Source organism: Methylocystis sp. SB2, assembly GCF_049817085.1.
Classification (GTDB): Bacteria; Pseudomonadota; Alphaproteobacteria; order Rhizobiales; family Beijerinckiaceae; genus Methylocystis; species Methylocystis rosea.
This window is the reverse complement of record NZ_CP187401.1, coordinates 2,041,822-2,068,217: the sequence shown is the minus strand read 5'-3', so window position 1 is coordinate 2,068,217 and position 26,396 is coordinate 2,041,822. Positions and strand designations below refer to the sequence as shown.

At 62.9% G+C, this 26,396-nt stretch carries 27 protein-coding genes and 1 riboswitch; of the genes, 16 read left to right on the top strand and 11 right to left on the bottom strand.

All coding sequences use genetic code 11. The annotated features are described in order from the left end of the window. Positions 1 to 23 precede the first annotated feature (23 nt). Positions 24 to 806: an outer membrane protein gene (locus tag ACPS74_RS10125; RefSeq protein WP_029651861.1), complete on the top strand. Its 783-nt coding sequence runs from the start codon at positions 24 to 26 to the stop codon at positions 804 to 806. Between the two features lie 87 nt (positions 807 to 893). On the opposite strand, the gene fabD is transcribed toward ACPS74_RS10125, so the two are convergent. Then, on the bottom strand, positions 894 to 1,841 hold the full coding sequence (gene fabD / locus ACPS74_RS10120; RefSeq protein WP_029651862.1) for an ACP S-malonyltransferase: 948 nt from the start codon (positions 1,839 to 1,841) through the stop codon (positions 894 to 896). Between the two features lie 105 nt (positions 1,842 to 1,946). On the opposite strand from fabD, the gene ACPS74_RS10115 reads away from it, so the two are divergent. Continuing rightward, positions 1,947 to 2,513 carry a nucleoside deaminase gene (locus tag ACPS74_RS10115; protein WP_239753695.1) on the top strand — a complete coding sequence of 189 codons (567 nt, stop codon included), beginning with the start codon at positions 1,947 to 1,949 and terminating at the stop codon, positions 2,511 to 2,513. Positions 2,514 to 2,885: 372 nt separating this feature from the next. Here ACPS74_RS10115 and ACPS74_RS10110 read toward each other — a convergent pair whose 3' ends face one another. The 4 genes from ACPS74_RS10110 to ACPS74_RS10095 form a co-directional block, all read right to left on the bottom strand. Next, the gene (locus tag ACPS74_RS10110) at positions 2,886 to 3,461 is read right to left on the bottom strand and encodes an SOUL family heme-binding protein (protein ID WP_029651864.1); all 576 of its coding nucleotides are present in this window, start codon (positions 3,459 to 3,461) and stop codon (positions 2,886 to 2,888) included. Positions 3,462 to 3,737: 276 nt separating this feature from the next. After that, positions 3,738 to 4,190 carry a GIY-YIG nuclease family protein gene (locus ACPS74_RS10105; RefSeq protein WP_157055296.1) on the bottom strand — a complete coding sequence of 151 codons (453 nt, stop codon included), beginning with the start codon at positions 4,188 to 4,190 and terminating at the stop codon, positions 3,738 to 3,740. A gap of 21 nt (positions 4,191 to 4,211) precedes the next feature. Beyond that, positions 4,212 to 6,146, bottom strand: coding sequence for an acetate--CoA ligase (acs, locus tag ACPS74_RS10100; protein ID WP_029651866.1), 1,935 nt, complete (start codon positions 6,144 to 6,146; stop codon positions 4,212 to 4,214). A gap of 185 nt (positions 6,147 to 6,331) precedes the next feature. After that, on the bottom strand, positions 6,332 to 6,964 hold the full coding sequence (locus tag ACPS74_RS10095; protein ID WP_018406400.1) for a Crp/Fnr family transcriptional regulator: 633 nt from the start codon (positions 6,962 to 6,964) through the stop codon (positions 6,332 to 6,334). A 125-nt stretch (positions 6,965 to 7,089) separates the two neighbouring features. Here ACPS74_RS10095 and ACPS74_RS10090 point away from each other — a divergent pair, with 125 nt between their 5' ends. The 3 genes from ACPS74_RS10090 (at position 7,090) to lptB (ending at position 9,446) form a co-directional block, all read left to right on the top strand. Beyond that, positions 7,090 to 7,623, top strand: a complete 534-nt coding sequence (locus ACPS74_RS10090) for a DUF2243 domain-containing protein (protein WP_029651867.1) — start codon at positions 7,090 to 7,092, stop codon at positions 7,621 to 7,623. Between the two features lie 100 nt (positions 7,624 to 7,723). Next, entirely contained in the window at positions 7,724 to 8,329 is a 606-nt protein-coding gene (gene leuD / locus ACPS74_RS10085) for a 3-isopropylmalate dehydratase small subunit (protein WP_029651868.1), read from the top strand. Between the two features lie 124 nt (positions 8,330 to 8,453). Then, complete coding sequence (lptB, locus tag ACPS74_RS10080; RefSeq protein ID WP_029651869.1) at positions 8,454 to 9,446, top strand: LPS export ABC transporter ATP-binding protein; 993 nt, start codon at positions 8,454 to 8,456, stop codon at positions 9,444 to 9,446. Here the strand turns inward: lptB and ACPS74_RS10075 are convergent. Then, positions 9,419 to 10,456, bottom strand: coding sequence for a class I SAM-dependent methyltransferase (locus ACPS74_RS10075; protein WP_051381845.1), 1,038 nt, complete (start codon positions 10,454 to 10,456; stop codon positions 9,419 to 9,421). The genes lptB and ACPS74_RS10075 overlap by 28 nt on opposite strands. Positions 10,457 to 10,664: 208 nt before the next feature. Here ACPS74_RS10075 and rpoN point away from each other — a divergent pair, with 208 nt between their 5' ends. From rpoN to ACPS74_RS10060, 3 genes are all read left to right on the top strand, one after another. Continuing rightward, complete coding sequence (rpoN, locus tag ACPS74_RS10070; protein WP_029651871.1) at positions 10,665 to 12,230, top strand: RNA polymerase factor sigma-54; 1,566 nt, start codon at positions 10,665 to 10,667, stop codon at positions 12,228 to 12,230. Positions 12,231 to 12,482: 252 nt separating this feature from the next. Beyond that, a complete protein-coding gene (hpf, locus tag ACPS74_RS10065; RefSeq protein ID WP_029651872.1) occupies positions 12,483 to 13,076 on the top strand; it encodes a ribosome hibernation-promoting factor, HPF/YfiA family in 594 nt (197 codons plus the stop codon). 168 nt (positions 13,077 to 13,244) lie between these two features. After that, a complete protein-coding gene (locus tag ACPS74_RS10060) occupies positions 13,245 to 13,709 on the top strand; it encodes a PTS sugar transporter subunit IIA (protein WP_029651873.1) in 465 nt (154 codons plus the stop codon). Between the two features lie 25 nt (positions 13,710 to 13,734). Here ACPS74_RS10060 and ACPS74_RS10055 read toward each other — a convergent pair whose 3' ends face one another. Together ACPS74_RS10055 and ACPS74_RS10050 are read right to left on the bottom strand one after the other, a co-directional pair. Continuing rightward, positions 13,735 to 14,013, bottom strand: coding sequence for a general stress protein (locus ACPS74_RS10055; protein ID WP_014891685.1), 279 nt, complete (start codon positions 14,011 to 14,013; stop codon positions 13,735 to 13,737). A gap of 76 nt (positions 14,014 to 14,089) precedes the next feature. Then, entirely contained in the window at positions 14,090 to 14,983 is an 894-nt protein-coding gene (locus ACPS74_RS10050; RefSeq protein WP_239753696.1) for a response regulator, read from the bottom strand. 173 nt (positions 14,984 to 15,156) lie between these two features. Here ACPS74_RS10050 and ACPS74_RS10045 point away from each other — a divergent pair, with 173 nt between their 5' ends. The 7 genes from ACPS74_RS10045 (at position 15,157) to ACPS74_RS10015 (ending at position 23,065) form a co-directional block, all read left to right on the top strand. Then, positions 15,157 to 15,549: a NepR family anti-sigma factor gene (locus ACPS74_RS10045; RefSeq protein ID WP_083481368.1), complete on the top strand. Its 393-nt coding sequence runs from the start codon at positions 15,157 to 15,159 to the stop codon at positions 15,547 to 15,549. Then, positions 15,546 to 16,115, top strand: coding sequence for a sigma-70 family RNA polymerase sigma factor (locus tag ACPS74_RS10040; protein WP_029650939.1), 570 nt, complete (start codon positions 15,546 to 15,548; stop codon positions 16,113 to 16,115). The genes ACPS74_RS10045 and ACPS74_RS10040 overlap by 4 nt, the downstream gene beginning before the upstream one ends. 63 nt (positions 16,116 to 16,178) lie before the next feature. Next, positions 16,179 to 17,576: a class II fumarate hydratase gene (gene fumC, locus ACPS74_RS10035; protein WP_029650937.1), complete on the top strand. Its 1,398-nt coding sequence runs from the start codon at positions 16,179 to 16,181 to the stop codon at positions 17,574 to 17,576. Between the two features lie 226 nt (positions 17,577 to 17,802). Continuing rightward, positions 17,803 to 19,191: a M20/M25/M40 family metallo-hydrolase gene (locus ACPS74_RS10030; RefSeq protein WP_029650935.1), complete on the top strand. Its 1,389-nt coding sequence runs from the start codon at positions 17,803 to 17,805 to the stop codon at positions 19,189 to 19,191. Positions 19,192 to 19,440: 249 nt separating this feature from the next. After that, positions 19,441 to 19,645: riboswitch (cobalamin riboswitch) on the top strand. Positions 19,646 to 19,755: 110 nt separating this feature from the next. Beyond that, complete coding sequence (locus ACPS74_RS10025) at positions 19,756 to 21,834, top strand: TonB-dependent receptor plug domain-containing protein (RefSeq protein ID WP_029650933.1); 2,079 nt, start codon at positions 19,756 to 19,758, stop codon at positions 21,832 to 21,834. Positions 21,835 to 21,858: 24 nt separating this feature from the next. Then, a complete protein-coding gene (locus ACPS74_RS10020; RefSeq protein WP_029650931.1) occupies positions 21,859 to 22,458 on the top strand; it encodes a DUF7676 family protein in 600 nt (199 codons plus the stop codon). Between the two features lie 52 nt (positions 22,459 to 22,510). Continuing rightward, on the top strand, positions 22,511 to 23,065 hold the full coding sequence (locus tag ACPS74_RS10015; RefSeq protein WP_029650929.1) for a hypothetical protein: 555 nt from the start codon (positions 22,511 to 22,513) through the stop codon (positions 23,063 to 23,065). A 74-nt stretch (positions 23,066 to 23,139) separates the two neighbouring features. Here the strand turns inward: ACPS74_RS10015 and ACPS74_RS10010 are convergent, their stop codons facing one another. Then, complete coding sequence (locus ACPS74_RS10010; protein WP_157055262.1) at positions 23,140 to 23,520, bottom strand: hypothetical protein; 381 nt, start codon at positions 23,518 to 23,520, stop codon at positions 23,140 to 23,142. A 228-nt stretch (positions 23,521 to 23,748) separates the two neighbouring features. Then, on the bottom strand, positions 23,749 to 24,288 hold the full coding sequence (locus tag ACPS74_RS10005; protein WP_239753699.1) for a cob(I)yrinic acid a,c-diamide adenosyltransferase: 540 nt from the start codon (positions 24,286 to 24,288) through the stop codon (positions 23,749 to 23,751). Between the two features lie 314 nt (positions 24,289 to 24,602). Between ACPS74_RS10005 and hemA the strand changes: the two genes are divergently transcribed. Then, complete coding sequence (gene hemA / locus ACPS74_RS10000; RefSeq protein WP_029650925.1) at positions 24,603 to 25,889, top strand: 5-aminolevulinate synthase; 1,287 nt, start codon at positions 24,603 to 24,605, stop codon at positions 25,887 to 25,889. 107 nt (positions 25,890 to 25,996) lie between these two features. Here the strand turns inward: hemA and ACPS74_RS09995 are convergent, their stop codons facing one another. Continuing rightward, on the bottom strand, positions 25,997 to 26,383 hold the full coding sequence (locus ACPS74_RS09995; protein ID WP_029650924.1) for a YybH family protein: 387 nt from the start codon (positions 26,381 to 26,383) through the stop codon (positions 25,997 to 25,999). Positions 26,384 to 26,396: the final 13 nt, after the last annotated feature.

Below are 26,396 nucleotides of genomic sequence, written 5' to 3'. Positions count from 1 at the left end.
GGCTCAAAATGAAGGATAGAGAGATGAAGACAGCGATCTCGGCTCTGGCTCTGGCGACGGCGCTTTTCGCCGGCGCCGCGAACGCCGCCGATCTACCCTCCCACAAGGCTCCTCCGCCGTACATCCCCCCGCCGCCGATCATGACGTGGACCGGGTTCTACGCCGGTCTTAACCTCGGCGGTGGCTTCTTCGCCAGCAATTCCTCCAATCAGGGTTGGAACTGGGGCTGGAACAACGGCAACAACAGCACCGGCGGTGTCATCGGCGGCGGTCAGATCGGCTATAACTTCCAGGTTACGCCGATGTTCGTCGTCGGCGCCGAGACCGACTTCCAGGGCACCAGCCTTGGTTCGGGCGGCGGCAACAACAACAACAACTGGTGGTTGTTCGGCGGCTTCGGCGGCGGCGGCGCAGGCACGGCGCGTTTGAACTGGTTCGGCACCGTTCGCGGCCGCGTCGGCATCACCCTGCTGAGCCCGCAACTGCTGGTCTACGGCACGGGCGGCTTCGCCTATGGCGAAGTGCAGCGCAACAGCTGGTGGAACCAGAACTCTGCGGTGCAGACCGGCTGGACGGCTGGCGGCGGCGCCGAGTGGATGTTCTTCCCGAACTGGTCCGCGAAGGTCGAGTATCTGTATACGCAGATCAGCGGCACCGGGAACAACAACAACAACTGGCTGTGGGCGTTCAACCCGGGTTGGGGCCTCAACAGCACCAACAACCGCACGCGCTTCCACACGATCCGCGCCGGCATCAACTACCACTTCAACTTCGGCTCCCCGGCGCCGGTGTTGGCCAAGTACTAATCCGACGGATCGACCTTACGGTCGAGAGAATGGGCCCGGTCCTCGCGACCGGGCCTTTTCTTTTGGCTCTCTTTGGTTCTCGAGCCTCTACGCGAAGGCGCGATAGGCGTCGAAATCGGCCGGCGCGCCCACGGAAACGCCTGCTGCCTGCGGCGCGATCCGCTTCAAAAGCCCGGCGAGAACCTTGCCCGAGCCGCATTCGACGAACTTCGTCGCGCCGTGACTCGCCATATAGGCCACGCATTCGCGCCAGCGCACCGCGCCGGTGACCTGCTCGACGAGCAGTCGGCGAATCGCCTCCGGGTCCTGCGTCGGCTCCGCCGTCACATTGGCGACCACCGGAACGCGCGGGGTGCTGATCGCCGCTCCGGCGAGCGCCTCGCGCATCGCGTCTGCGGCGGGCTGCATCAGCGCACAATGGAAGGGCGCGGAGACCGGCAGCAGCAGCGCGCGCTTGATTCCCTTCTCCCTGGCGATGTCGATCGCCTTGTCGACGGCGGTCTTCGCGCCGGAAATCACCACCTGGCCGCCGCCATTGTCATTGGCGACCTGGCAGACGCCGTTCGCGGCCGTCGTCGCCTCCTCTGCAACGGCGCGCGCCTCATCGAGATCGGCGCCGAGCAGCGCCGCCATGGCGCCTTCTCCGACAGGGACCGCCTTCTGCATGGCGTCGCCGCGAATGCGCAGCAGCCGCGCCGTATCAAAAATCGTCAGCGCGCTCGCCGCCGCGAGAGCGGAATATTCGCCGAGCGAATGTCCGGCGACGAAGGCCGCGTCGCGCGGAAGATCAAGGCCGCATTCGGCTTCCAGGGCGCGAAGCGTCGCGAGCGAAACCGCCATCAGCGCCGGCTGGGCGTTGGCGGTCAGCGTCAGCTCGGCTTCAGGACCTTCGAACATGAGTTTCGAGAGCGGCTGCGACAGCGCATCGTCGACCTCGGCAAAAACTGCGCGCGCGGGCGCGAAGGCGTCGAACAGCGCCTTGCCCATGCCGACCGCCTGAGATCCCTGACCCGGAAAAATGAAAGCCTTCTGCATGCGTAACCGCCCCTGCTTTATTATTGTTTGGTCGCCGCGTGTGGCGCCGGGGGGTTCGCCGTGTCAAGTTGGCGCCTGAAGCCGAAACGCGCGCTGGAGCGGGAAATGAGCCAAACGACATGCGGCTGCGACGGCGGCCGCTTCAATCGGCGCGCCGCGCTGGCGACGATCGGCGCAGGTTTTGGGCTAGCTTTTGGCGCCGCGCCGGCGCATGGCCATGCCAAGCGTGCGCCCGTCCTGCCGGAAGACGAAGGCTTCATGCGGCTTGCCATCGCTGAAGCCGCCAAGGGCGACTTTCCCTTTGGCGCCGTCATCGTGCGCGACGCCAAGGTCGTCGCGACGGGACGCAATCTCGGCGTGACGAACAACGATCCAACCGCGCATGGCGAGATGGTGGCGATTCGCCGCTTCGTCGCCGACAATCCGGCCAAGGATCTCAAGGGCGCGACGCTTTACACGTCGGGCGAGCCCTGCCCGATGTGCATGGGCGCGATCGTCTGGTGCGGAATTGGGCGTGTCGTCTACGCCGCGTCGATCGAGCAGCTTGAGAAGCGCATCGGGCAGATCATGATTACGAGCAAAGCCGTGGCGCAGGCCGCGCCGTTTGAAACCGTCGAGATCACCGGCGGCGTGCTGGCGCCGGAGGCGCTGGCGTTGTTTGTCAAGAAATAGACTGCGCTTCGCGGCGCGTCCGGACATCGGACGACATTTGGCCGACGAGGCGACGCCAAGCTTGGATTGACGCCGCGCTCGTCGGTGGCCGTCGTCTCGGCGATGGTTCGCGGCGCGGTGTCGCGGATCCGGCGTCGCGGGAGGAGCGTCGCCGAAACCGTCGTCTTTGACGCATCACGATCGGCGCGGAGCGGGTGGCTCCGCGCCAATCTCGAGTGGCGGACAACGCCCGCCGCATCGCCATCCTCCGAAACGAGGCTCTCGCGGATGAGAAGCCAAAAGCTCTGCTTCAGATAGCCGCAGGCTTGCCAATGCAGCGCCAGTTCTCGCCAACCGAAGTCGAGTGCGGAATTGAATGGCAGCGGCCAGCGCTCACTCGCGGGAGATCTCGACCAGGACTTCGTTGCGCCGGTTCCAAGGCAGCGTCCAGGGCGGGTCGTAGAAGGCGTATTGCGGCTCGCCCTTGGGCGAGATCCTCTGGCGCTTCAGATAATCGAGCAGCTTCGCCTGATTTTCCGCGAGGGCGTCGTCGCCGGCGAGTCCGGAGAAGCGGATCGCCGCCATGCGCTTGCCCGGCGCGGCGGCGAGTTTGACGTCCGCGCTGTTGGGCTTGGGCAGGTTCGCCATGTTGTATTCGGCGGGCATGGTGAAGCGCACTTTCCAGTCGCCGCCCTTCCACTCCTGTCCGACGGGGGCGGTCATGGCGATTTTCCGCTGCGGGGAATTGTCGCCGAAAATATAACCGGCGAGGCGGCGGAAGCCTTCGCTAATGGCTGCGCCGCGCTCGCCGGCGACCGTCGTCTCTGCGACGATCTGCGGCGCGTAGTCGCGAATTTCGATGGCCCCTGTCGAGGAGGCCACCGAATATCGTGCATGCTCCACATCGGAATCCGCGCGTGCGGGGGTAGCCGCGACGAGTCCGACGAGGATGGCAAGAAAGCGCCGCATCTCCTGGATCCTCTGTTGTGAAGAGGTAAGATGAGGCGCGGCAGGGCGGCGGAACAGGCGGCAGGGCGCCAATCAGGGGCGGTTTTTCGCCAGGGTTGTCTTCTGCTCAAGGCCTATGGCTGCGTTGCTTTGTGAAGAAGCTCGACTGGACTGGCGCCGAAGCCGCGCACTTCGCCGATATCGAGTTACTGGCGGGTGCTCGCGCCGGAAGCGCTGGTGCTGTTAGATAAAGAAATAAGCGAACCACGACGTCTTAAGCGGCGAGGCGGCGAAAGCCTAGTGGGTGCCGAAATCGTTGTGCGGGGTCTTGAGTGTAATGGCGCAATAAACTTCCAGAAGCGCCTGCTTAGTTTGATCCGATTCTTCGACCGCTCGAAATTCCATTGCCCTGACGCGCTTCTTCGCCGCGTTAAAAGCGTTCATGAATTCTTGATCCTGTAGCAATCTCGCGCGTGCGCCTTTTCGGTAATCAACTTTTCGCTTGGTCTCTGCGCGAGCCATCAGTGCCGCTAACGCTGCTTGGTTTGTTTGAGAGCAACGGAGGGTATGCTGTCGACGACGCTGGGGAATGTTGTTCGAACGACCAACATAGAAGGCTGTACCGTTCTCGCTAAAAAGATAGATTCCTTTTTGTGGAAGGGCCGCTCCTTTTTCAAACGGCGCCGATTCTATCAAATGTTCTAACTTGGCATGTAGCGACTCGACGGCGCGCTGAAATTCTGGGCTCATAATTCAGTCCCCTATCGGGCGTTACTCACCCGGCCTCTCCCGCACCAGCTCCTCCACCACCCCCGGGTCGGCGAGCGTCGAGGTGTCGCCCAGCGCGCCAAACTCCCCTTCGGCGATCTTGCGCAAAATGCGCCGCATGATCTTGCCCGAGCGCGTCTTCGGCAGGCCCGGCGCGAATTGCACGATGTCGGGCGTCGCGATCGGCCCGATCTCATGGCGCACCCAATGCACCAGCTCCTTGCGCAGATGTTCGCTCGGCGTCACGCCCTGATTGAGCGTGACGAAGGCGTAGATGCCCTGCCCCTTGATGTCGTGCGGATAGCCGACGACGGCGGCTTCCGAGACTTTCTCATGCGCGACGAGCGCGCTTTCGACTTCGGCGGTGCCGAGGCGATGGCCCGAAACATTGATGACGTCGTCGACGCGGCCGGTGATCCAGTAATCGCCGTCGGCGTCGCGCTTGGCGCCGTCGCCGGTGAAATATTTGCCGGGAAAAGCGGAGAAATAGGTCTGCGCGAAACGTTCGTGATCGCCATAGACGGTGCGCATCTGCCCCGGCCATGAATCGGCGATGACGAGCAGCCCTTCGCACTGGCCCTGAAGAACATTGCCGAGCGGATCGACGATCTCCGGCGCGACGCCGAAGAAGGGCCGCGTCGCCGAGCCGGGCTTCAGATCAATCGCGCCGGGCAGCGGCGAGATCAGCACGCCGCCGGTCTCCGTCTGCCACCATGTGTCGACGATCGGGCAGCGGCCTTCGCCGACGACGCGGTGATACCATTCCCACGCTTCCGGATTGATCGGTTCGCCAACGGAGCCGAGCAGGCGCAGCGACTTGCGGCTGGTCTTTTTCACAGGCGCTTCGCCCGCCGCCATCAGCGCGCGAATGGCGGTTGGCGCCGTGTAGAAAATATCGACCTTATGCTTGTCGACGATCTCCCAGAAACGCGACACGCTCGGATAATTCGGCACGCCTTCGAACATCAGCGTCGTCGCGCCATTGGCGAGCGGGCCGTAGACGATATAGCTGTGTCCGGTCACCCAGCCCACATCCGCCGTGCACCAATAGACGTCGCCCTCGCGATAGTCGAAGACGAGTTCATGGGTGAGCGATGTGTAGACGAGATAGCCGCCGGTCGTATGCAGCGCGCCCTTCGGCTTGCCGGTCGAGCCGGACGTGTAAAGGATGAACAGCGGATCTTCCGCGTCCATCTCCGCATAGGGACAATCGGCGTGCACGCGCGCGGCTTCTTCCTCATAGCGGAAGTCGCGGCCGGGCTGCATGTCGATCTCGGCGCCGGTGCGCGTCACGACGATGACCGTCTTCGCGGAAACCTTGTCGAGCGCCGCGTCGACATTGGCTTTCAGCGGAATTTTTTTGCCGCCGCGCAGGCCTTCGTCGGCCGTCACGATGACCTCTGACTCCGCGTCGGCGATGCGTCCGGCGAGCGAATCCGGCGAGAAGCCGCCGAAGACCACCGAATGAACGGCGCCGATGCGCGCGCAGGCGAGCATGGCGAAAGCGGCCTCTGGGATCATCGGCAGATAGATGGTGACGCGGTCGCCCTTCTTGACGCCGTGCCTCTTGAGCACATTGGCGAAGCGGCAGATTTCCTCATGCAGCTCGGCGTAAGTGATGTGGCGCGAGACGGAAGGATCGTCGCCTTCCCAGATGATCGCGGTCTTGTTGGCGCGCTCCGGCAGATGTCGGTCGATGCAATTCATCGCGACATTGGTCGTGCCGTCCTCGAACCAGCGTATCGAAACATTATGCGTGTCGAAGCTGGTGCGCTTCACTTTTGAAAAGGGCGTGATCCAGTCGATGCGCTGCGCCTGCTCTGCCCAGAAGCCGTCTGGATCCTTGATGGAGCGTTCATAGAGCCGGCGATAGGTCGCTTCGTCGATGCGCGCGTTCTTTTTCCAGTCGTCGGGGACGGGGTAGATTTTTTGCGACATTCGTTTCTCCATCGACGCATTTCGTAAACGCCCGCCCGTCATGGCCGGGCTTGTCCCGGCCATCCACGTCTTTATGGCGACGCAGATTGGGAGAACATGGCGCAGTGTCTCGGCGTGGATGCCCGCGACAAGCGCGGGCATGACGCGCACCTGAGGGAGCCAGTCGCTTCGCTGCGCAATGACGCTCATCCCTTGCGGGCGCGGGCGAGCTCCACATTGTGCTGCATGCGCTGAACCATGAGCCGCATCAGGTAAAAGCCGAATTGCGGCGTCTGCGCCGCGAGCTGCAAGAGATCGTCGTAGCGCACGCAGAGAAGCTCGACGTCGGTCGCGGCGACCGCGGTGGCGGTGCGGCGGTTTTCATTGGTGAACATGCCCATCTCGCCAAAGAGCGTTCCGGGCTTCAACGTGACGTCGGGCTCGCGCAGATGGATCTCGCCGTGCACTAAGAGATAGGCTTCCTCGGACAGATCGCCGATGCGATGCAGGACGAAGCCTTCGGAAAGCTTTATGGGCCGCATATAGGGACGCAGCCATTCGAAATCGAAATCCTCGGAGGCGGCGGCGCGAATGTCCTGGACCAGCCGCCGGATCTGCCGGAGCCGCACGATGTTGACCGGGACCAGAAAGGCGTTGAGCGCGAAGAGCGGGTAGAGACCTTTGAGGAAAAAGTAAGCGGCGAACAGCGCATTGGCGAGGATCGCCGCGATCCGCAGCGGGATCATGGTGTTCGACACATAAACGAACACGCTCGCCGCCGCGGCGAGATAGCCGAGGACTTCGATAAGCAGACCGTTCAGCGTGGTGGGCAGCGTCATGGCGAGATCGCTCGGACTTCAGCTTCGCCCAACACCTTTAGCAGAAGACTTTGTAAAAATGCGAGGGCGGAACACGTCTCGGCCCCGGGCGTTGCAAAGGTCTACGGGGTGGAGCAGGAATCGCCATGACGCCGTCAGCCAGCATTCGTCCCGCCCGCGCCGGGGGCGGCTTTCCGACCGCCGCCGCGATCATTCTTGGCGTGGGCCTTGGCGTCTTTTTTGACGGCATCGTCCTGCATCAACTCTTGCAATGGCATCATCTGGTCAGCAACTGGAGCCCCGCCGGGACTGTCGAGGGCATGGAATTCAACACCTATTGGGACGGGATGTTGCACAGTTTCGCTTATGTCTGCGTCGGCGTGGGACTGTTCCTTCTGTGGCGCGCCTCGCGCCGCGCCGGTTACATGTGGTCCGGCCGGCGCCTGGCGGGCGCGCTGCTGATCGGCTGGGGCGGATTCAACCTCTACGATGGCGTCATCAACCATCTCGTCCTCGGCATCCATCATGTGAATGAACGAGTCGATCGCGCCCAATGGCCAATCTATGACGCGGGCTTCATCATCTGGGGCGCCGCGATGTTGCTGGCCGGCTTTCTGCTTCTGCGCGGCGGCAAGGCGGAGGCGGGGAGCGAGGCCCAGAGCACGCTCCGACAAAGTTAACATTTTGATTTTGGCGATCCCCGCGTCCCTTGGCGCTTTGCCCTCGCTGCGGCGATTTGGTAAAGGGCGCTAGACTTCCTCGCGCCACATCGAAAGAAACATGGACAAGTTCACCACGCTGACGGGCGTCGCCGCGCCGCTGCCGATCATGAACGTCGACACGGACATGATCATCCCCAAGCAGTATCTCAAAACCATTCAGCGCACCGGCCTCGGCAAGGGCCTCTTCTCGGAGATGCGCTATCGCGACGATGGTTCCGAGAATCCCGATTTCGTCCTGAACCAGCCGGCCTACCGCGATGCGCGCATCCTCGTCGCCGGCGACAATTTCGGCTGCGGCTCGTCGCGCGAACATGCGCCCTGGGCGCTGCTCGACTTCGGGCTCCGCTGCATCATTTCGACGAGTTTCGCGGATATTTTCTATAACAATTGCTTCAAGAACGGGATCTTGCCGATCGCGGTGAGCGAGGCCGAGCTCGAAAAGCTGATGGACGACGCCAAGCGCGGCGCCAACGCCACCCTCACCGTCGACCTCGCGGCGCAGGAGATTCGCGGACCGGACGGCGGCGTGATCACATTCGACATCGACCCCTTTCGCAAGCACTGCCTACTGAACGGGCTCGACGACATCGGCCTGACCCTCCAAAAGGCCGAAAAGATCGACGACTACGAAAAGCAGGCCGCGGCGAAGCGCCCTTGGGCCTGACAGCAACGTCGGCGCCGCAGCGCGGCGCCGGGCTATTGTTTTCGAAGCGGCGTTTGGCGCCCCTGACGGGGCGGCGCGCGTCGCTTCCAACCGCTGGACGCCCAGAGCGACGGATAAGGCGCGCTTGAGCTATCTTTCCGCCCTTTCCATGCGATTTCGCGCCGCCGGCCAGTCGCTGGCGCGGCTCGCTTCCGGCGTCAGGCGCTCGCGAAAGCCCGACGACATCGCGGAAGGCCAATGGCGGGACGCCGGCGCCCAAAATTTAGGCGACGATTCCGACGAGGCGGCGCGCGACGCAAACTTCTGGGGACCCGCGCCGACAAACGAACAGGCTGATCCGCCGCCGGCCTTCGAGCCCGGCTCCGCCTATCGGGAACCCGCCGGATTCGATGGCCAGGGCCTGCTTTCGATCCATAATCTCGCGAAGTCCTACAAAGCGCGCCGCGTCGTCGAAGACGTGAGCCTGCATGTGGCGCGGGGCGAGGCGGTCGGGCTGCTGGGCCCTAATGGCGCCGGCAAAACCACTGTTTTCTATATGATCACCGGGCTGGTGAAGCCCGACAAGGGCATGATTTCGCTCGACGGCTATGATGTGACGCCGCTACCGATGTATCGCCGCGCGCGGCTCGGGATCGGCTATCTGCCGCAGGAGGCGTCGGTGTTCCGGGGCCTCTCGGTGGAGGACAATATCCGCGCCGTGCTGGAGATCACCCAGCCCGACGTCAAAAAGCGCGAGGAGGAGCTGGAGGCGCTTCTCGAAGAGTTCCGCCTCACCCGCATGCGCCACACGCCCGCCGTCGCGCTCTCCGGCGGCGAACGGCGTCGCTGCGAGATCGCCCGCGCGCTCGCCGGGCATCCCTCCTTCATGCTGCTCGACGAGCCTTTCGCCGGCATTGACCCGATTGCGGTCGGCGGCATTCAGGACCTCGTGCGGCATTTGAAAGCGCGCGGCATTGGCGTGCTCATCACCGACCACAGCGTTCGCGAGACGCTGGGCCTCACCGACCGCGCCTACATCATCTACAACGGCCATGTGCTGACCGAAGGAACGCCTGACGAAATCGTCGCCAATCCGGACGTTCGGCGCATCTATCTTGGCGAAGATTTCCGCATGTAGCGCCACAGGAGCCGCTCGATCAAAGACGGCGCGGCGCTTTTTGGCGGCGCGGCGGCAAGGGCGCGTTTCTTGGCGACGAGCACTGTCGCGCAGGCGAGTTCAAGCTGTTTTTCGCGCGGCAGCTCGGCGGCGAAAGGCTCGTCGAGAAGCGCCAAGGGTTGTCCGGTCAGCGCCCCGACGGGCATGTCCCGGAATCTCGCCCGAGTCGATTCGGGCAAGGCTTGCGACCAGCTGTTCAGCACCCAGGATATGGCCCAAAGCGGGTGGATCGGCGTGAGCGAACCTTCCTCGACCGCGATATCGGACTCGAACAGGCGACACAAACCTTGCGGCGTCGCGTTGAAATAGTGATGCGGATAGGCGTGGACCGGCTGCAGCAGCGGCATGCAGCAGAATAGCTCTCCGGAAGGCTTCAAAACGCGCGCGAGTTCTTTGGCGCAGCGAAACGGGTCGCGCACATGTTCGAGCACGGCGACCGAGATGACCGCGTCGAAAGCGCCGTCGACAAAGGGAAGCTCTTCGCCGACGCCGAGCACGTCGGTGCTGTCGTAGTCGACGATCTCGTAATTCACGACATTGGGGAAATACCAGTCCCGACGCCCGGCGCCGCAATCGAGCACCAGCCCGTCAGCGTGTTTGTCGATGATGCCGAGCGCGACTTCGTCGTAATTGTGGCTTGAGACATTTTCGACTTCCGCCAAGCCCGCGGCGTCGCGAAGTTCCGGCGTCAGAAAGTCCAGCTTGCCGTCGCGCTGGCGCATCGGCATGTCGGCTCGTAGGAGAGGTCTGAGCTTGTGGATCTTCATCTTGCGCACATCGCGCAGAGGGCCCAGCGGAACGCGCTGGAGGCGGCCTTCGTCGCGGCCGTGCAGATCGAAATGCTTGCGGCCCGAGCCAAGCTTGCGCTGAGCCACTGCGACCCTAACGTCCGGATTGATCGACAGATAGCCGTCCTCGAGAAAATCCCCGGACGTCGCCTTTCTGATCTCAAATCCTATTGGGTCGGTCATTGAAAGCGTGTTCGCAAAGGAAGGTCATCTTTGCCCTTTGAAGGATTGGGGGCAAGTCTTCGCGATCGATGAATTGGTGATTAAGGCTTAGGCGGTTTGCCCCGCCGCGCGCTGCTTTTTTGGCCCTGTGCGCGCTTTGCCGAAGTGATATAAGCAAGAACCGGGCCGCAAAGCGGCGGCCGATGCGTTCCGAGTGGGCCGAGCGAATATGGCGATTTCCACCAAGTTGATGATGCGTCAGGGCCAAGCCCTGGTGATGACGCCGCAGCTGCTCCAGGCGATCAAGCTGCTGCAGTTTTCCAATTTGGAGCTTGCCGCATTTTTGCATGATGAGCTCGAGCGCAATCCGCTGCTCGAAGCGCATGAAGGCGATGGCGGCGTCGATGCGGCCGATCCTTCCCAGGGTGGGGAGCCGAGCGCGGCGGAGCCCTTTGAAGGGCCGCAGGAGGGCGACTGGGCGCAGCAGGATCTCGCCGTCGACTCCGCGACGCTCTCCGCCGATCTCGGCGCCGACATGAGCAACTCTTTTGAGCCCGAGGGTCCGTCGATCGGGGAGCGGGCGCGGGATGAGGCCCCTGACGGCGCCGGACTTTCGGCGACCTCCTGGACCGGGGCCGCCGGCGGTGGGCCGGCTGACGGGGAAGCGCCAAATCTTGAAGCTTATGTCGCCGATCGGCAGAGCCTCCACGAGCATCTCGCCGAACAGCTGGCGCTCGCCTGCCCCGATCCGCGTCACAGAATCATCGGCCAATCGATCATCGATGCGATCGATGAGAGCGGTTATCTGCGAGAGAGCCTGGGCGAGATCGCCGCGCGACTCGAGGCGGACATGGCCGAGGCCGAGCACATTCTGGCGACGATCCAGACCTTCGACCCCTCAGGCGTCGGCGCGCGCGATCTCGCGGAGTGTCTCGCGATCCAGCTTAAGGAGCGCGACCGCTATGATCCGGCGATGCAAGCGTTCGTCGCCAATCTCCCGCTCGTCGCGCGTCGCGATTTTGCGCAACTCGCCAAGGTTTGCGGCGTCGACGACGAAGACATCGCCGACATGGCGGCGGAGCTGCGCCGGCTGGAGCCTAAGCCCGGCCGAGCGTTCGGCGGCGCCCCGATTCAGCCGCTTGTCGCCGACGTCATTGTTCGCGCCGCTTCGGACGGCGCCTGGCATGTGGAGCTCAACGCCGACGCGCTGCCGCGCGTATTGGTCAATCACAGTTATGCGGCGCAAGTCAGCGCCGTCGCCACCGGCCCCGCCGACAAAAGCTTCATTTCAAGCTGCTTGCAGAACGCCAACTGGTTGACGAAGAGTCTCGAGCAGAGGGCCCGCACCATTCTACGCGTCGCTTCCGAAATCGTGCGATTGCAGGACGCTTTCCTCACGCATGGCGTCGAACATCTGCGTCCGCTTAACTTGCGCACGGTCGCCGATGCGATCGGCATGCATGAGTCGACTGTCTCGCGGGTGACGTCGAACAAATACATGATGACGCCGCGCGGCGTCTTCGAGCTCAAATATTTCTTCTCCGCGTCGATCGCCACGACGAGCGGCGCCGCCGCGCATTCGGCCGAGGCGGTGCGCTTTCGCATCAAGCAGATGATCGATCGGGAAACGCCCGACGGCATCCTGTCGGACGACGCAATCGTCGAACGGCTGAAGGCCAGCGACATCGAAATCGCCCGGCGTACGGTCGCGAAATACCGCGACAGTTTGCGCATTCCCTCCTCGGTCGATCGCCGCCGCGCCAAGCTTGCGCAGGCGCGCATGACGACCCATTAAATGTCCTATGCCGTCCTCGGCTTGAAGCTTCGCCGTGAGTGAAGACTCCATTGACTTCGCTCGCCGAGGCTTCTAACGCTGCGCGGAATTTCCGCTGTCTGGCTAGATGGCGGGCGATTCGCCGACCCCTCAGGCGGAGTTCCAGGGCGGATGGGGCGCATGGGGCGGTTGGTCTGACGGCGGCGCGGCAGCCGCGCGGCTGGCCCTTTCCGCGGCCGAAACTTCGCTCGCAACGAAAGTTCGGATTGCAAAATGTCTCTTAGGGTTTCCGGCAAGAACATCAACATCGGCGAAGCGCTTCGGGCTCATGTGACGCAGAGGCTCGAGACGGCGGCGGCGAAGTATTTTGACGGCCGAGTCAGCGGCCACGTCACCATCTCGCCGGAGGGCTCGGGCTTTCGGGCAGACTGCAGCCTGCATCTCGCCTCAGGAATCGTGCTGCAGGCCGACGGCCGGGCGCAGGAGCCCTACGCCTCGTTCGATCAGGCGGCGGAACGCATCGAAAAGCGCCTGCGCCGCTACAAGAGCAGGCTCAAGAGCCATCACGAGCATGGCCACGGCGCGGGAGACGGCGCTCAGGCCGAGGTCGTCGCCTATCACGTGCTTGAGGCGCCCGATCAGGAAAATGAGGCTTCGGCGGAGTTTAGCCCCGCGATCATCGCCGAATCCACTACGCAGTTGCGTCGGCTGTCGGTTTCGGCGGCGGTGCTCGACCTCGATCTCACTGGCGCCCCGGTCGTGGTGTTCCGGCACGCCAACACCGGCCGCGTGAATGTCGTCTATCGGCGCGGCGATGAGAATATCGGCTGGATCGACACCCCCGAGTCAGAAGGCGATGCGCGCTGACGGCAAAAACGTCGTGGGACGGCCATAATAACGGCCTCCTCGGCACGTATCTTGCCATTTTCCCACGTCCCTCGGGTTTTGGCGAAAATAGCGAGTCGTTGAAATTTCAAGGATGGTCGGAGCCTTCGGCGGCCCTAGACCTCCCATGAGAAGCAGGATGATCGTCGCATGCGGCCAACGGACTTGGTTTCGCCCGATTCGGTTTGCGCCTCGCTGAAGGCGACGACGAAGAAGCATCTTCTCCAGGAACTCAGCGAGAAGGCCGCGAAAATTTGCGGGCTTCCCGCGCGTGAGATCTTCGATGCGCTTCTTCACCGCGAGCGGCTGGGCTCGACGGGAATTGGCGAAGGCATCGCCATTCCACACGGCAAGCTTGCGAAATTGAAGGGGATTTACGGGGTCTTCGGCCGGCTTGACCGTCCGGTCGACTTCGGCTCTCTCGACGGCGCGCCGGTCGATCTCGTTTTCATGATCCTCACGCCCGAGAGTTCGGGCGCTGACCATCTCAAGGCGCTGGCCTGCGCCGCCCGCATGTTGAGAGAGCAAGGCCTCGTGTCGACGCTCCGCGGGACGCGCGACGACGACGCGCTGTATTCGCTGATCGCGCAGCGCTCGAAGCCGTTTGCGGCATAGTAGCGCCGCTTAGTAGCGCCGCTCCTTAGAGCGGCGCGCTGCGTTTTTGGGCGCCGCCTCCATGCGAGGCGTGTCCGCCTTTGCGGCCGGCTTCCGAAGCGAGCGCATGATCGCGCGAGAAGCTCCGCTTGGCCGGATTCACGCTTTGACCGCCCTTGCGCCCTGCCCGGGCCGCAAGATCGGGGTTCTGTGAGAAACTTCGTTTCTCATCAGGAACGCTTTGGCCGCCCTTGCGTGCAATGGCCCGCTGCTTTTCGGGATCCATAGACGCAAAACCGCGACTGGATTTTTTATTCTCCTCCATGGGCCGCCTCTCGTGGTTTCCCAGCACCTTCGGCTATAACTCGCCGGGTCGGCCAATGTTTCTGGGAGGCGGCGATTTATCTTTGCAGTCCCGAATGATCCTTCCGCGAGGAAGGCGAAGCCGAAAGATTTAATGTTTGCAATAAGATCAGAGATTCACATGCCGACCCGCGGCGCGTTTTGTTCGCGACGTCCGGCGCGTCGTTCAAAAACAGCGCCTGGCTGATGACGGCCTTGAGGCTTTCGACATTGAAGGGTTTGGCGATCAGAAAGGCCGGTTCGGGCGGCTCGCCGGTCAAGAACCGCTCGGGATAGGCGGTGACGAAGATCACCGGGATGGACAGGGAGACGAGGATCTCGTTTACGGCGTCGAGCCCTGAACTGCCGTCCGCGAGCTGGATATCGGCGAGAATCAGTCCCGGGTTGCTTTCTTGTATGGCGGCCAGCGCCTCGGCGTGCGTGCGCGGCATGCCGACCACCCGATGTCCCAGCTCCTCGACGATGCTCTTCAGGTCGTGGGCGATCAGGGGCTCGTCCTCGATGATCAGCACGTCGGTCGCGATCTGGTCGGCGATCTCGCCGTTCGCCTCCTTGATCAGCGCGCCAGCCTCGACCTCCGAAACGTTTAGAGTCTGACCAATCTGGTCGAGATCGAAGCCTTCGAGCGCCTGCAGCAAGAAGGCTATTCGCGGTTTCAGCGAAATGGCGTCGAGATTGCGGCGTCCGCTTTCCGCCAGCGCGCCGGAGCGGTCGGTGTGGGCGTTAATCGGCGACGCCGCCCAGACGTCAAGGAACAGACGATATACAGCGATGCGCAGGTCATCGGAATCTGTGATGCGGGTTGGTTCCGCGACAACGGTTTCGAGTGTGGCCAGCACATAGGCGTCGCCGCCCTCCCGATCGCCGACCAATGCACGGGCAAAACGTCTCAAATAGGGAATATGCGCTGAAATTTCCTTTGACGCCGACATGTCTTACAACTCCAGCAGCATCGACCCTCGCAGAGGAGAGGAGTGCGACCTAAGCAGATTCAAAACTTGGACAATACGTCAAAACTGCTCGGCATTTTAGGGAACCAATCCTTCAGCGGTGCGTTTTGCCTATCGTCCTTGCGGCGCAGTATAACGCGGCGGCTCCAGAAATCATGCATATTAAAATAGAGGGCTCCATGGGGAATAAGAATCCGGAGAATATAGTTGCGCGCGCGAAAGCAGACGACGATGCTTTCGCAGGCGACGGGCGGTATTCTTCCAAACCGGGCCCTCGAAGGGTGGAGACGTTTGCAGGGTGGGTGATGACACGTGACGAATTCGGCGACCGTCGCCGAGGAGTAGGGGAGGCGCGCTGCGGCGCACAACCGGTCCTGCGACAGCGGCCGGTGGAATTCCAGGACTCGATCGGAAAGGAGCTTCGCCATCTCTACGACGATGTCGTGGCTCAGCCCGTTCCCGATCGGTTTTTGAAACTTTTGAACCAACTTGAAACGAATGTGCTATCCTCCCCGGCGACATCAAGCGCGCCGAGGAAGAGTGAGTGAAGGCAAGCGAAGAAGCGCATTTAGCAGGACAGGGACTTAAGGCTGATCTGATCTCAGCCATCCCGAGCTTGCGCGCCTTCGCGGTGTCGATTTGCGGAAACTCCGATCGCGCCGACGACCTGGTTCAGGAGACGTTGGTCAAGGCCTGGGGCAGCCTCGCGACGTTTTCGGAAGGCACCAATCTCACCGCCTGGCTGTTCACGATTCTGCGCAACATCTATTACAGCGAATTTCGCAAGCGCCGCCGCGAGGCTCCCGATCCCGACGGTTTGATCGCCGGACGATTGGTTGCGCCGGAATCGCAGCACGCGCATATGGATTTTCTCGACTTCCGAGACGCGATGCAAAAATTGCCGATCGATCAGCGCGAGGCGCTGATCCTCGTCGGCGCCTCCGGCATGTCATATGAGGAAGCGGCTCAAATCTGCGGCTGCGCGCCGGGCACGATGAAGAGCCGGGTGAACCGCGCCCGCAACCGGCTCTCCGAGCTGATGTCGGCGCCGCCGACCGCCGAGCCGCGCGAATGGTCCTCGGCCGAGGAGCTCTCCGCAGCCACGCGCGATTGAACGCTGCTCGGAAATGCCGCATAGGGAAGCGCGCGAAACGCGCCCTTTCATGCGAGCCATCCGATGACCGACGATCAGAGAATTGAACGCGACTCCTTCGGCGACATCGCCGTGCCGTCCTGGGCGTATTGGGGCGCGCAGACGGAACGCTCGCGGGAGAATTTTCCGATCGGCGGCGATCTCATGCCGATCGAGATCGTGCATGCGCTGGCGCGCATCAAGCTCGCGGCCGCCAAGGTCAACGCCAGGAAGGGCCTGCTCGAGCCTAAAATCGCCGACGCGATTGTCGTCGCCGCGCGTGAGGTGATCGACGGCAAGCTCGACGAGCATTTTCCGCTCGTCGTGTGGCAGACCGGCTCCGGCACTCAGACGAACATGAACGTCAATGAGGTGATCGCCAATCGCGCCAATGAAATGCTCGGCGCCCCCCGCGGCTCGAAATCGCCCGTTCATCCCAACGATCACGTCAATCTCGGTCAGTCGTCGAACGACAGTTTCCCGACCGCCATTCACGTCGCCGGCGCCACGACGATTTCCGGTCGGCTGATTCCCGCCGTCGAGCGGCTGCATATTTCGCTCAACGCCAAGGCGGTGAAATTCGCGAATATCATCAAGATCGGCCGCACCCATCTGCAGGATGCGACCCCGGTGACGCTCGGCCAGGAGTTTTCCGGCTATGCGGCGCAGGCCGAATACGCGGAAAGGCGCATCAGAACGACGCTCGCCGATCTTCTGCAGCTCGCCCAGGGCGGGACGGCGGTCGGCACGGGGGTCAACACCTTCAAGGGCTTTGGCGAAGAGGTCGCCGCCGATATCGCCGAGCAGACAGGACTGCCTTTCGTTTCGGCGCCCAACAAATTTGAGGCGCTCGCCACGCATGACGCCATCGTCTTCGCCCATGGCGCGCTCAATGCGCTGGCGTCGGGCCTCTACAAGATCGCGAGCGACATTCGCCTGCTCGGCTCGGGGCCGCGCGCCGGCCTCGGGGAACTGAGGCTTCCCGAGAACGAGCCCGGCTCGTCGATCATGCCGGGCAAGGTCAATCCGACCCAGGTCGAGTCGCTCACAATGGTTTGCACGCGGGTTTTCGGCAACAATTCGACGATCACTTTCGCGGCCTCGCAAGGCCATCTCGAACTTAATGTGCTGAAGCCGGTCGTCGGCTTCGCGCTGCTCGAATCGACGATCCTGCTCGCCGACGGCATCAACAGTTTCGTCGCACGCTGCGTCGACGGCATTGAAGCGGATGAGGCCAACATCAAGCGTTTCCTCGATCGCTCGCTGATGCTCGTCACCGCGCTCGCGCCGAAGATCGGCTATGACGCGGCCTCGAAGATCGCCCGCGCCGCGCACAAAAACGGCACGAGCCTGAAGGAAGAGGCGCTCGCATCCGGCAAGGTGACGGAAGTCGAATTCGACGAAATCGTGCGGCCGGAGAATATGCTCGCGCCGAGCGATTGAGCAGCCAAAGTAGCTTGCGTAAACACCCTCCCCTCGAGGGGGAGGGTCGGCGCGTAGCGCCGGGGTGGGGTGATCGTCTTTTCTATCTCTCGTCTCCTCTTAATGTCACCCCCGCCCGCGCTGCGCAGCGCGACCTCCCCCCTCGAGGGAAAGGTGAAACACGCGCCGCGCCTTCCCCTCGCCATGCATCCGCATTAGTTTCGGCTTCTCACCGAGGAGCTGATTCATGGCCGCACTCGACGCCGTGCTCACGACCATAGACGCCAATCTCGACGCTTCGCGAGAACGCCTGTTCGATCTCTTGCGCATTCCCTCGGTTTCGACCGATCCGGCCTATAGCGCGCAATGTCTGCAGGCGGCGAACTGGCTGAAGGATCAGCTCAACGGCCTTGGTTACGAGGCGCAAGTGCGCGAGACGCCCGGCCATCCGATCGTCGTCGGCCACGCCAAGGCGAAGCGCAAGGATGCGCCGCATGTGCTGTTCTACGGCCATTATGACGTGCAGCCGCCAGATCCCTTGGAGCTGTGGGAAACCGAACCCTTCGCGCCGCGGCTGACCGAGGGCAAGGATGGCAAGGACATCGTCGCCCGCGGCGCCTCGGACGACAAAGGCCAGCTGATGACCTTTCTTGAAGCGTGCCGCGCGTTCGAAGCGAATGGCGGCCTGCCCTGCAACGTCACATTTCTGTTCGAGGGCGAAGAGGAGACGGGATCGCCCTCGCTTCCCGGCTTTCTCGCCGCGCATAAGGACGAACTCTCGGCGCCCGATCTCGCGCTCGTCTGCGACACCAGCATGTGGAACGCGTCAACGCCGGCGATCACGGTGATGCTGCGCGGGCTCGCGCTCGAAGAGGTGATCATCAAAGGGCCGAGCCATGATCTGCATTCCGGCATGTTCGGCGGGCCGGTGCTGAATCCGATTCATGTGCTGGCGAAAATCATCGCCGATCTGCATGACATCGAGGGCAAGGTGACGCTGCCCGGCTTTTACGCCAGCGTGCCGGAGATTCCTGAAGACATCGCCGAGCAATGGCGCGCCATCGACTTCGATGAGGCCAAATGGCTCTCCGAAGTCGGCCTCACGCGCGTCGGCGGCGAAACCGGCCGCGGAATCATCGAGCAGATCTGGGCGCGCCCGACCTGCGACGTGAATGGAATCATCGGCGGCTACACCGGCGCGGGATCAAAGACGGTGCTGCCGGCGCAGGCGTCGGCGAAATTCTCCTTTCGCCTCGTCGGCAAGCAGGACGCCAAAACGATCCTGGAAAGCTTCCGTAGTTTTGTGCGCGAGCGTCTGCCAACCGACGCCAAGGCCGAATTCATTTCGCATGGCGCTTCGAACGCGCTTCAGCTTCCGTTCGGTTCGGAAGCGCTTAGTCGCGCGCGCCGCGCGCTTGCGGAAGAATGGGAGAAGGAAGCGGTGCTCGCCGGCTGCGGCGGGTCGATCCCGATCGTGGGCAGTTTCAAGCGCGACCTCAATATGGATTCGCTGATGATCGGCTTCGCGCATGACGACGACCGCATTCATTCGCCCAATGAGAAATATTCCTACACATCGTTTCACAAGGGAACGCGCTCCTGGGCGCGTGTGCTGCACGCGCTGGCCGCGGCGTGAGTTGGAAATTGATTGCATTGAAGTCGGCCCCTCTCCTTCGAGACGCCGCTTCGCGGCTCCTCAGGATGAGGGGCCTCAAGTCACGCGTGTGAATTTGCAAGAAGCAGTCCTCATGCTGAGGAAGCGGCGAAGCCGCTGTCTCGAAGCACGAGGACTGCGGCGTTTCAGGATGCGCGTTCACGACCAAGGCTCTTCGCTCAATCGCAACGACAATCGTTGCCACGCTCTTGACTTGTCGTACGATCGGCATTCTATTTTGCGGCAGACGGTTCCTAACGGGATCAAAATGGGAATGCGGTGAGCGCGCAGCTTCGTGCGCAATTCCGCGGCTGCCCCCGCAACTGTAAGCGGCGAGCCGACGACCACTAAGCCACTGGAGCCATAAGGCTCTGGGAAGGCGGTCCGAGGCGACAACCCGCGAGCCAGGAGACCTGCCGTCGCTTCGTGGTCACGCGCGAAAGCGTCGGGCGGGGTGCACCGATGCGGCCGATGCCTCTCGCCTTGTTGGCGAGTCGGCAAAGACCTTCGCAGTGACGGCCCACGTCTCGCTGCGAGTCTACGCGCATGCATCTCCACATTCAGAGCCCCGCCTTGCGCGGCGCGTTTCTGCTGTCTTTATCCCTCTTCGCTTCCGTCGCTTCCGCCCAGCAATCCCTACCGGTCATCGAAATCGGCCCGTTGAGCCCGGCGCAGCCGGGCTCGCCCGCCGCCGAAGTTGAGGACCAAACCGTCGTCACGCCGACGCGCGTCGAGCAGCCGGCATCGAGCAGCGGCGCTTCGGTCAGCGTCATTCATGCGCGCGACATTCAAAAGCGCGGATCGCTCGGCTTCAACGACGTTCTGCGCGGCGTGCCGGGACTTGACGTCTATTCGAATGGCGGACCCGGAACGCAGACCTCGGTCGCCTTGCGCGGCTCGACGCCGGGACAGACTTTGGTGCTCATCGACGGCATTCGCATTGGCGATCCAACGAGCACCGACGGTTCGGTGGACTTCGGCCAGCTCATCCCAACCGACATCGAGCGGATCGAAGTGCTGCGCGGTCCGCAATCGGCGCTTTACGGCTCGGACGCGATGGGCGGCGTGATCAACATCATCACGCGTCGCGGCAAAGGCGCGCCGCAAGGCTGGATCATGTCGGAAGGCGGCGCCTATGGAACGTCGTCGTCGCGCGCGTCGATCTCGGGAAGCGACGGGCGCGGCGCCTACGCGTTGTCGATCTCCGGCCTGCATGCCGACGGCTTCCCGCGCTACGGTTATCGTCAGCAACGTCCCATCGTGATCGGCGATCAGACGACGCCGCTGCCGCCGCTGCCCGCCGATGATCCGACGAACAATGTCGGCGTCACCGGACGCAACGGCTATGAATTCACCGAAGATGCGCGGATCGAGGCGGGAGTCGCCGGCTACGACAGCGCCATTCGCTACGACAATCCTTACGCCTTCAGTCCTATTAGCGTTTTCGATCGCTTCAATCATCAGCATGCGACCTTCATGCAGGGCTATGTGCGGCTCGGCGCGGAGATGTTCGACAAGACTCTGCGCAACCGGCTGACGCTCTACGCCAATCGCGGCAACCGCGACGCCTGGATGACGGAAGCCTGTTTCGACATGCTAACCTTCACATCGCAGAACTGCCGCTTCGGCTATCTCGGCGGGCGCAGGGGCGTCGAATATCAAAGCGATGTCGCGCTGGGGCCGTTCGGTCTCGCGACACTTGGCTCGCGCGTCGAAACCGAGACCGCGCAGAATTCGCGCGAAGCCTGGATCGTCGATGATTTCACGCCGTCGCGCGCCGTCCAGACGACATGGTCGGGCTATGCGCAGCATCAATTCACGCTCTTCGATCGGCTCGACATTTCTTATGGCGGGCGCGCCGATGCGGTGAGCAAGAACCAAACGTTTCTCACCTGGCGGACGATGGCGAATTTCCGCATCGACGAGGTCGGCATGCGGCTGCGCGGCTCCGCGGCGACCGGCGCAAAAACCGCTTCGCTCTATCAGCGGTTCAGCCAGTACGGCGATCCGGCGCTCGCGCCCGAACGCGTGTTCGGCTTCGACGCCGGCGTTGATCAGAGTTTTTTTGGCGGCGTCGCGACGGCCTCCGTCTCGGTCTTTCACAATCGCTACGAAAATCTTGTTCAATTCGGAAAGGCAGAGAGTTGCGCGTCGACGCAAATCTTCGGCTGCTATTTCAACGTCGGACGCGCGGATACGCGCGGCGTCGAATTTTCGGGCGAAGCTGCTCTCGTGCCTGGCGCTCTGCTGTTGCGTGGAAGCTACACGTTCCTTTCGGCCCGCAATCTCGATGATGACGAGGATAGCATCTACGCCGGACGCTCGCTTTTGCGCCGGCCGCGTCACAAGGGCATGTGGTCGGTCATCTATACCGGCGCGCCGGGTCTCGAACTCGAGGCGCGCGCCAATATCGTCGGCGCCGCGCATGATTTGGATTTCATCTTCAATAAGCGCGTGATGCTCGCGCCCTATGTGCGGCTCGATCTCTTCGCGAATTACAAGCTAACAGACTCGCTGACGCTGCATGGGCGGATCGAGAATGTCGGCAATGCGCTCTACGAGGAAGTCTACAATTATTCGACGACGGCGCGCGCCTTCTACGGCGGCGTGAAATACGCCTGGTGACGAATGAACGGCAGGGAGATCGATATGGAAGCCACTATAGACGTAAGGCCAAGCACAACACCAAGACGCATCGTCGAGCCCGACGGCGCGGCGCTCGACGTCTTCTCGCTGCCGCTAGATACGGCCAGTCTTGAAGAATTGTTTCGTGACCTTTTCGAACATCACTGGCGCGAGATCGTCTTCGGGCCGATCATTCAAGGCGCGGCGTGGGAAATCCACGCCGACCGTCCGCCGACGCGGATCAGGCTGCTCGACGGCTATCTCACCGTCGCCTTCGGCGTCACGCATTTTCACGTCTGCATCGGCGAGAACAAGGGATCGCGCACACGGCCGACGTCTCCCGAACTTGCAAAGATCAGACGCACGTCGCGCGCCGAACTCTATCGGCGGCGAAACACAAGCTGCGTGCCGATGTCGTGGGGACTGCAGCTGTTCAACGGCGCCGGCGAACAGCAGATCACCGTGCTGCTGCCCAATCCCTTCCTCGACGCGGAAACGGACAAAGTCCTGAAAGAACCGGATTGGTCGCGTCTCGCGCTGTGGGACAAGTTGCGCGCGCGCTGGTTTGGCCTGCACGCACCCGATCCCATTGATCGCTCGGCAGGCCGGTCGCCAGGCGACTGACGCGCCGCGCTTTTAATCTCAACTTCCGTCTTCACTTGAAAGGAGAATGCTCATGTCCATTATGTCTGCCACTCTTCCGACGACAAACCGCCGCGCCTTCTGGGCCGCGACCTTCATCGCCGCCAGCATCATTTTCAGCTTCGGTTGGGCTTGCGCCTTGCCGTTCGCCGGCTTCGCCGCCGTCGCGGCGCTCACCACTGCGCGTCGCGAGGCCCTGCTGCTGACGGCCGCAGTCTGGTTCGCCAATCAGGTCGTGGGTTTTCTTTTCCTGCATTATCCGACGGACGCCATGACGCTGTTTTGGGGCGGCGCGCTCGGCGTCATCGCTCTGCTGTCGTGTGAAAGCTCCGGCCTGCTGGCGCGCCGCTTTCCCGGCGTCGCAGGAGGGTTCGCCGCTTTCCTTGCTTCCTTCGTCGTCTATGAGACACTGGTTTTGGCGGTCACTGCAGTCACTGGCCCGGGCGTCGATCATTTCACCGCGCCGGTCGTGACGCGGATCTTTCTCATCAATCTCAGCGCTTTTGTCGCGCTGCTGATGTTGAAGGCCGCAGGCGCCGCGGTGGCGAATCGCGATGTGACGAAGGCGCTCGCCTCGCGCCCGATCTAGGTACGCTCGCCGCTCCTATCGTAACGAACACTGCGGCCGATTGCTTATCTCGGCCGCAGCTTCTTTGCGACGTTCTATTCAACTATTCCACGTGCGCGGCCGCACGACACTGCGCAGGAACAACCTGTTCCGAGCCATCCGGGCTCGCGGAGCAAGCAAGTTTTCACGCCGGTCGCACAATAATATCCCTCGCTCGCGACGGGCGTGGCGGAGGCTGCGCCGTAATAGCCGGCGTTCCCAGAGCCGTAATAGCCGTACCCCGATGGATTGGCGGAGCCATAATAGCCGTAGCTATAGGTGCTTGGCGCCGGCGCGCGGAGGGCCATGCCGTAGTAGCCGGGCCCCAAATTCCTGCCACAGCGGCTCCATGCGGAAGCTGGGCTCGAAATTGACAGCATAGTGATTGCGATCGTGGCGGCGAGCGCCGCAGTCATTATCTTTCGTGAGGTCGCCATTGGCGGGACTCCTGGGCAGGGCTCAGCCAAGCCCTTGTTGGACAAACCCCAACGCCCACCCCTGTAACGCCAGCCCCGCTTGCTTGTTCCCGCCTACGAGGGCGCGGAACGCAACGGCGGAGGCGAGGATGACGACACAATCGCCAGCCTCACTCAAAATTTGCCTGGAGCCTGACCGCAAGAGATCCCTGCTCTTAGCGCGAAGCGGCCTTCAAGACTCATGAACCCTCACCCGCCGAGCATCCGGTCCGCGTGTCCGCTGTGCAGGTCCGCGAGCCGCGCCAGCGCGAACAACAAATCGCTCAGGCGATTGAGATAGGCGAGGGCGCTTTCGGGCGCCGGCGGTTCATCGAGCGCGGCGACGCTGCGCTCGGCCCGCCGCGCGACGGCGCGCGCCATATGGAGACGCGCGCTCGCCTCGGCCTCTCCCGGATAGATGAAATCGCGCAGCGGCGGCAAAGCGTCGGTGGCGCGATCAATTTCGGTTTCGAGCGCCGCGGTCTCGGCGTCGTCGAAGGCAAGATCGATCTTCCGCGCTTCGGCGCTGACAATGGCGCTGATCGTGTAGAGCGCCTTTTGCGCGCCGCTCAAAAGATCGTTCGCCTCGGGGAAGACGACGCGCGCGAGCCCGAGGCTCGCCGACAATTCGTCGAGATCGCCGACCGCCGCGACGCGCGGATCGAACTTCGCCGCCCGCCGTCCCGAGAAGAGGCTCGTCTGGCCTCTGTCGCCTTTTTTCGTATAGAGCTTCATCGCCGTCACGCGCACCCCCGTCTCTTCGTTACCTCACGCAAGGCCAGCCGGTCATCCCATAAACGCCGCGCTCGAAAAAGCCTCGCTGAAGGCGGAGCCGGGCGCGGCGCGGTTGGCGCGTCGCCGGGGGGCGGCGGCGCCTCGTGGCGCCATTGTTTTTATTGGCGGTGGCCCCGTGCTGCGGAGGAAAAGAGGCGCGGGCGCGTCATTCGGCCACTCGCCTTTAATGCGCGGATCGGCTATGTAAGAAAACGTCCAAACTGGACGGCAGGCAGGACGGGGCCTTGTCGTCAGACTCCGGGACAAGGGAAAAATCAAAGGGTTCGAGCATGGTCTATCGGCGTTACTTCGAGGCCGCCGTCTCCCGTCTGAAGGACGAGCGCCGCTACCGCGTCTTTGCGCATCTTGAGCGCGACGTCGAAGCTTTCCCGCTGGCGAATTGGCATCGCGAGGATGGCTCGGTCGAGCCCGTGACCATCTGGTGCTCCAACGACTATCTCGGCATGGGCCAGCATCCGGACGTGATCGCCGCCATGGTCGACACGGCGAGCAGAGTCGGCGCCGGCTCCGGCGGCACCCGCAACATTTCCGGCACCAGCCACGCTATTGTCGAGCTTGAGCGCGAACTCGCCGATCTGCACGGCAAGGAAGCCGCGCTCGTCTTCACCTCCGGCTGGATTTCCAATCTCGCGGCGATCTCGACGATCGCCGACCTTCTGCCCAATTGCGTCATCCTCTCCGACGCCTCGAATCATAATTCGATGATCGAAGGCGTGAAGCGCTCGCGCGCCGAGAAGAAGATCTTCCGCCATAATGATCTTGCGCATCTCGAAGAGCTGCTGATCGAAGCGGGCGATCGGCCCAAGCTCGTCGTCTTCGAAAGCCTCTATTCGATGAACGGCAATATCGCGCCCGTCGCCGACATCGTCGCGCTGGCCGAGCGCTATGGCGCGATGACCTATGTCGACGAGGTGCATGCGGTCGGCATGTATGGCGCGCGCGGCGGCGGCATCTGCGAACGCGAAGGCGTGATGAGGCGCGTCCATGTGATCGAGGGCACGCTCGCCAAGGGCTTCGGCACGATGGGCGGCTATATCGCCGGCGACGCCGTCATCATCGACGCGATCCGGTCCTATGCGGCTTCCTTCATCTTTACGACGGCGCTGCCGCCGGCCGTCGCGGCCGCGGCCTGCGCCGCGGTGCGGCTGCTCAAGCGCCGGCCGGATCTGCGCGCGGCGCATCAGCGCGCCTCGCATATCACCAAGCACGCGCTCGCCGCCGCCGGCCTGCCCGTCATGGAAAACGGCTCGCATATCGTGCCGGTGATGGTGCGTGACGCCGAGCTTTGCAAGTCTGCGAGCGACCTGCTGCTCGATCGTCACTCGATCTACATCCAGCCGATCAACTATCCGACGGTGGCGAAGGGAAGCGAGCGGCTGCGCGTCACGCCGACGCCTTGCCACACGCCGGCGCATATCGCGAATCTCGTCGAGTCGCTCGTCGACGTCTGGCACACGCTTGGCATTCCCTTCGTCGAGCCGCCGTCGCATCTGCATGTCGCGGCGAAAAGCGACGAGAAGTGCACCTATCCCGAGATCAAACTCGCGGCGCAGTAGGCGTCGCTCACGCATGCAAAAAAGCGCCGGCCATGGGCCGGCGCTTTGTTCTTTGTGAGGACGCGGCGCAGTAGCAGCGCAAGACGACGGGTGAGAGACTTTTCGGCTCAGGATTTTTCTGTAGCCAAAAGATTCGCGTCTCTGGCAAGCCGCCATTTTCCGTCGGCTTCCTTACGCAGAATCGTCAGCGTATCTCCGCTCCGACGCACCGGCGCGCCGCCCAGAGGCGTCGCCGTCATCTCCATGTAACTGCGCATATAGGCCCAGTCGCCAAAAATGCAGAGCTCCTGGATGTCGCTGCGCGCCTCGATCGCGACGTTCTTCATATTTTCCGAAGCGGCTGCGAAGGCTTCCTTTCCGAATGGCTTTCCACCCGGCGTCATAAAAATCACGTCATCCGTCATCAGATCGAGCACGGCTGAAAGGTCGCCCGCTTTGCTGCAGGCCATCCAGGCTTCGACCAATGCGCGAATGGCGCTTTCGTCGTCCGTCACGCCAGAATCCTCC

Bases quoted from the DNA above. Each gene is read 5' to 3' on its own strand.
- leuD (WP_029651868.1), top strand. From the start codon at position 7,724: ATGGACAAGTTCACCACGCTGACGGGCGTCGCCGCGCCGCTGCCGATC.
- ACPS74_RS10075 (WP_051381845.1), bottom strand. From the start codon at position 10,456: ATGACCGACCCAATAGGATTTGAGATCAGAAAGGCGACGTCCGGGGAT.
- ACPS74_RS10110 (WP_029651864.1), bottom strand. From the start codon at position 3,461: ATGCGGCGCTTTCTTGCCATCCTCGTCGGACTCGTCGCGGCTACCCCC.
- ACPS74_RS10030 (WP_029650935.1), top strand. From the start codon at position 17,803: ATGGCCGCACTCGACGCCGTGCTCACGACCATAGACGCCAATCTCGAC.
- ACPS74_RS10045 (WP_083481368.1), top strand. From the start codon at position 15,157: ATGCATATTAAAATAGAGGGCTCCATGGGGAATAAGAATCCGGAGAAT.
- fabD (WP_029651862.1), bottom strand. From the start codon at position 1,841: ATGCAGAAGGCTTTCATTTTTCCGGGTCAGGGATCTCAGGCGGTCGGC.
- ACPS74_RS10010 (WP_157055262.1), bottom strand. From the start codon at position 23,520: ATGGCGACCTCACGAAAGATAATGACTGCGGCGCTCGCCGCCACGATC.
- rpoN (WP_029651871.1), top strand. From the start codon at position 10,665: ATGGCGATTTCCACCAAGTTGATGATGCGTCAGGGCCAAGCCCTGGTG.
- ACPS74_RS10090 (WP_029651867.1), top strand. From the start codon at position 7,090: ATGACGCCGTCAGCCAGCATTCGTCCCGCCCGCGCCGGGGGCGGCTTT.
- ACPS74_RS10125 (WP_029651861.1), top strand. From the start codon at position 24: ATGAAGACAGCGATCTCGGCTCTGGCTCTGGCGACGGCGCTTTTCGCC.
- ACPS74_RS10105 (WP_157055296.1), bottom strand. From the start codon at position 4,190: ATGAGCCCAGAATTTCAGCGCGCCGTCGAGTCGCTACATGCCAAGTTA.
- ACPS74_RS10050 (WP_239753696.1), bottom strand. From the start codon at position 14,983: ATGTCGGCGTCAAAGGAAATTTCAGCGCATATTCCCTATTTGAGACGT.
- fumC (WP_029650937.1), top strand. From the start codon at position 16,179: ATGACCGACGATCAGAGAATTGAACGCGACTCCTTCGGCGACATCGCC.
- ACPS74_RS10020 (WP_029650931.1), top strand. From the start codon at position 21,859: ATGGAAGCCACTATAGACGTAAGGCCAAGCACAACACCAAGACGCATC.
- ACPS74_RS10060 (WP_029651873.1), top strand. From the start codon at position 13,245: ATGCGGCCAACGGACTTGGTTTCGCCCGATTCGGTTTGCGCCTCGCTG.
- ACPS74_RS10015 (WP_029650929.1), top strand. From the start codon at position 22,511: ATGTCCATTATGTCTGCCACTCTTCCGACGACAAACCGCCGCGCCTTC.
- hemA (WP_029650925.1), top strand. From the start codon at position 24,603: ATGGTCTATCGGCGTTACTTCGAGGCCGCCGTCTCCCGTCTGAAGGAC.
- ACPS74_RS10055 (WP_014891685.1), bottom strand. From the start codon at position 14,013: ATGGAGGAGAATAAAAAATCCAGTCGCGGTTTTGCGTCTATGGATCCC.
- ACPS74_RS10115 (WP_239753695.1), top strand. From the start codon at position 1,947: ATGAGCCAAACGACATGCGGCTGCGACGGCGGCCGCTTCAATCGGCGC.
- hpf (WP_029651872.1), top strand. From the start codon at position 12,483: ATGTCTCTTAGGGTTTCCGGCAAGAACATCAACATCGGCGAAGCGCTT.
- ACPS74_RS10095 (WP_018406400.1), bottom strand. From the start codon at position 6,964: ATGACGCTGCCCACCACGCTGAACGGTCTGCTTATCGAAGTCCTCGGC.
- ACPS74_RS10025 (WP_029650933.1), top strand. From the start codon at position 19,756: ATGCATCTCCACATTCAGAGCCCCGCCTTGCGCGGCGCGTTTCTGCTG.
- acs (WP_029651866.1), bottom strand. From the start codon at position 6,146: ATGTCGCAAAAAATCTACCCCGTCCCCGACGACTGGAAAAAGAACGCG.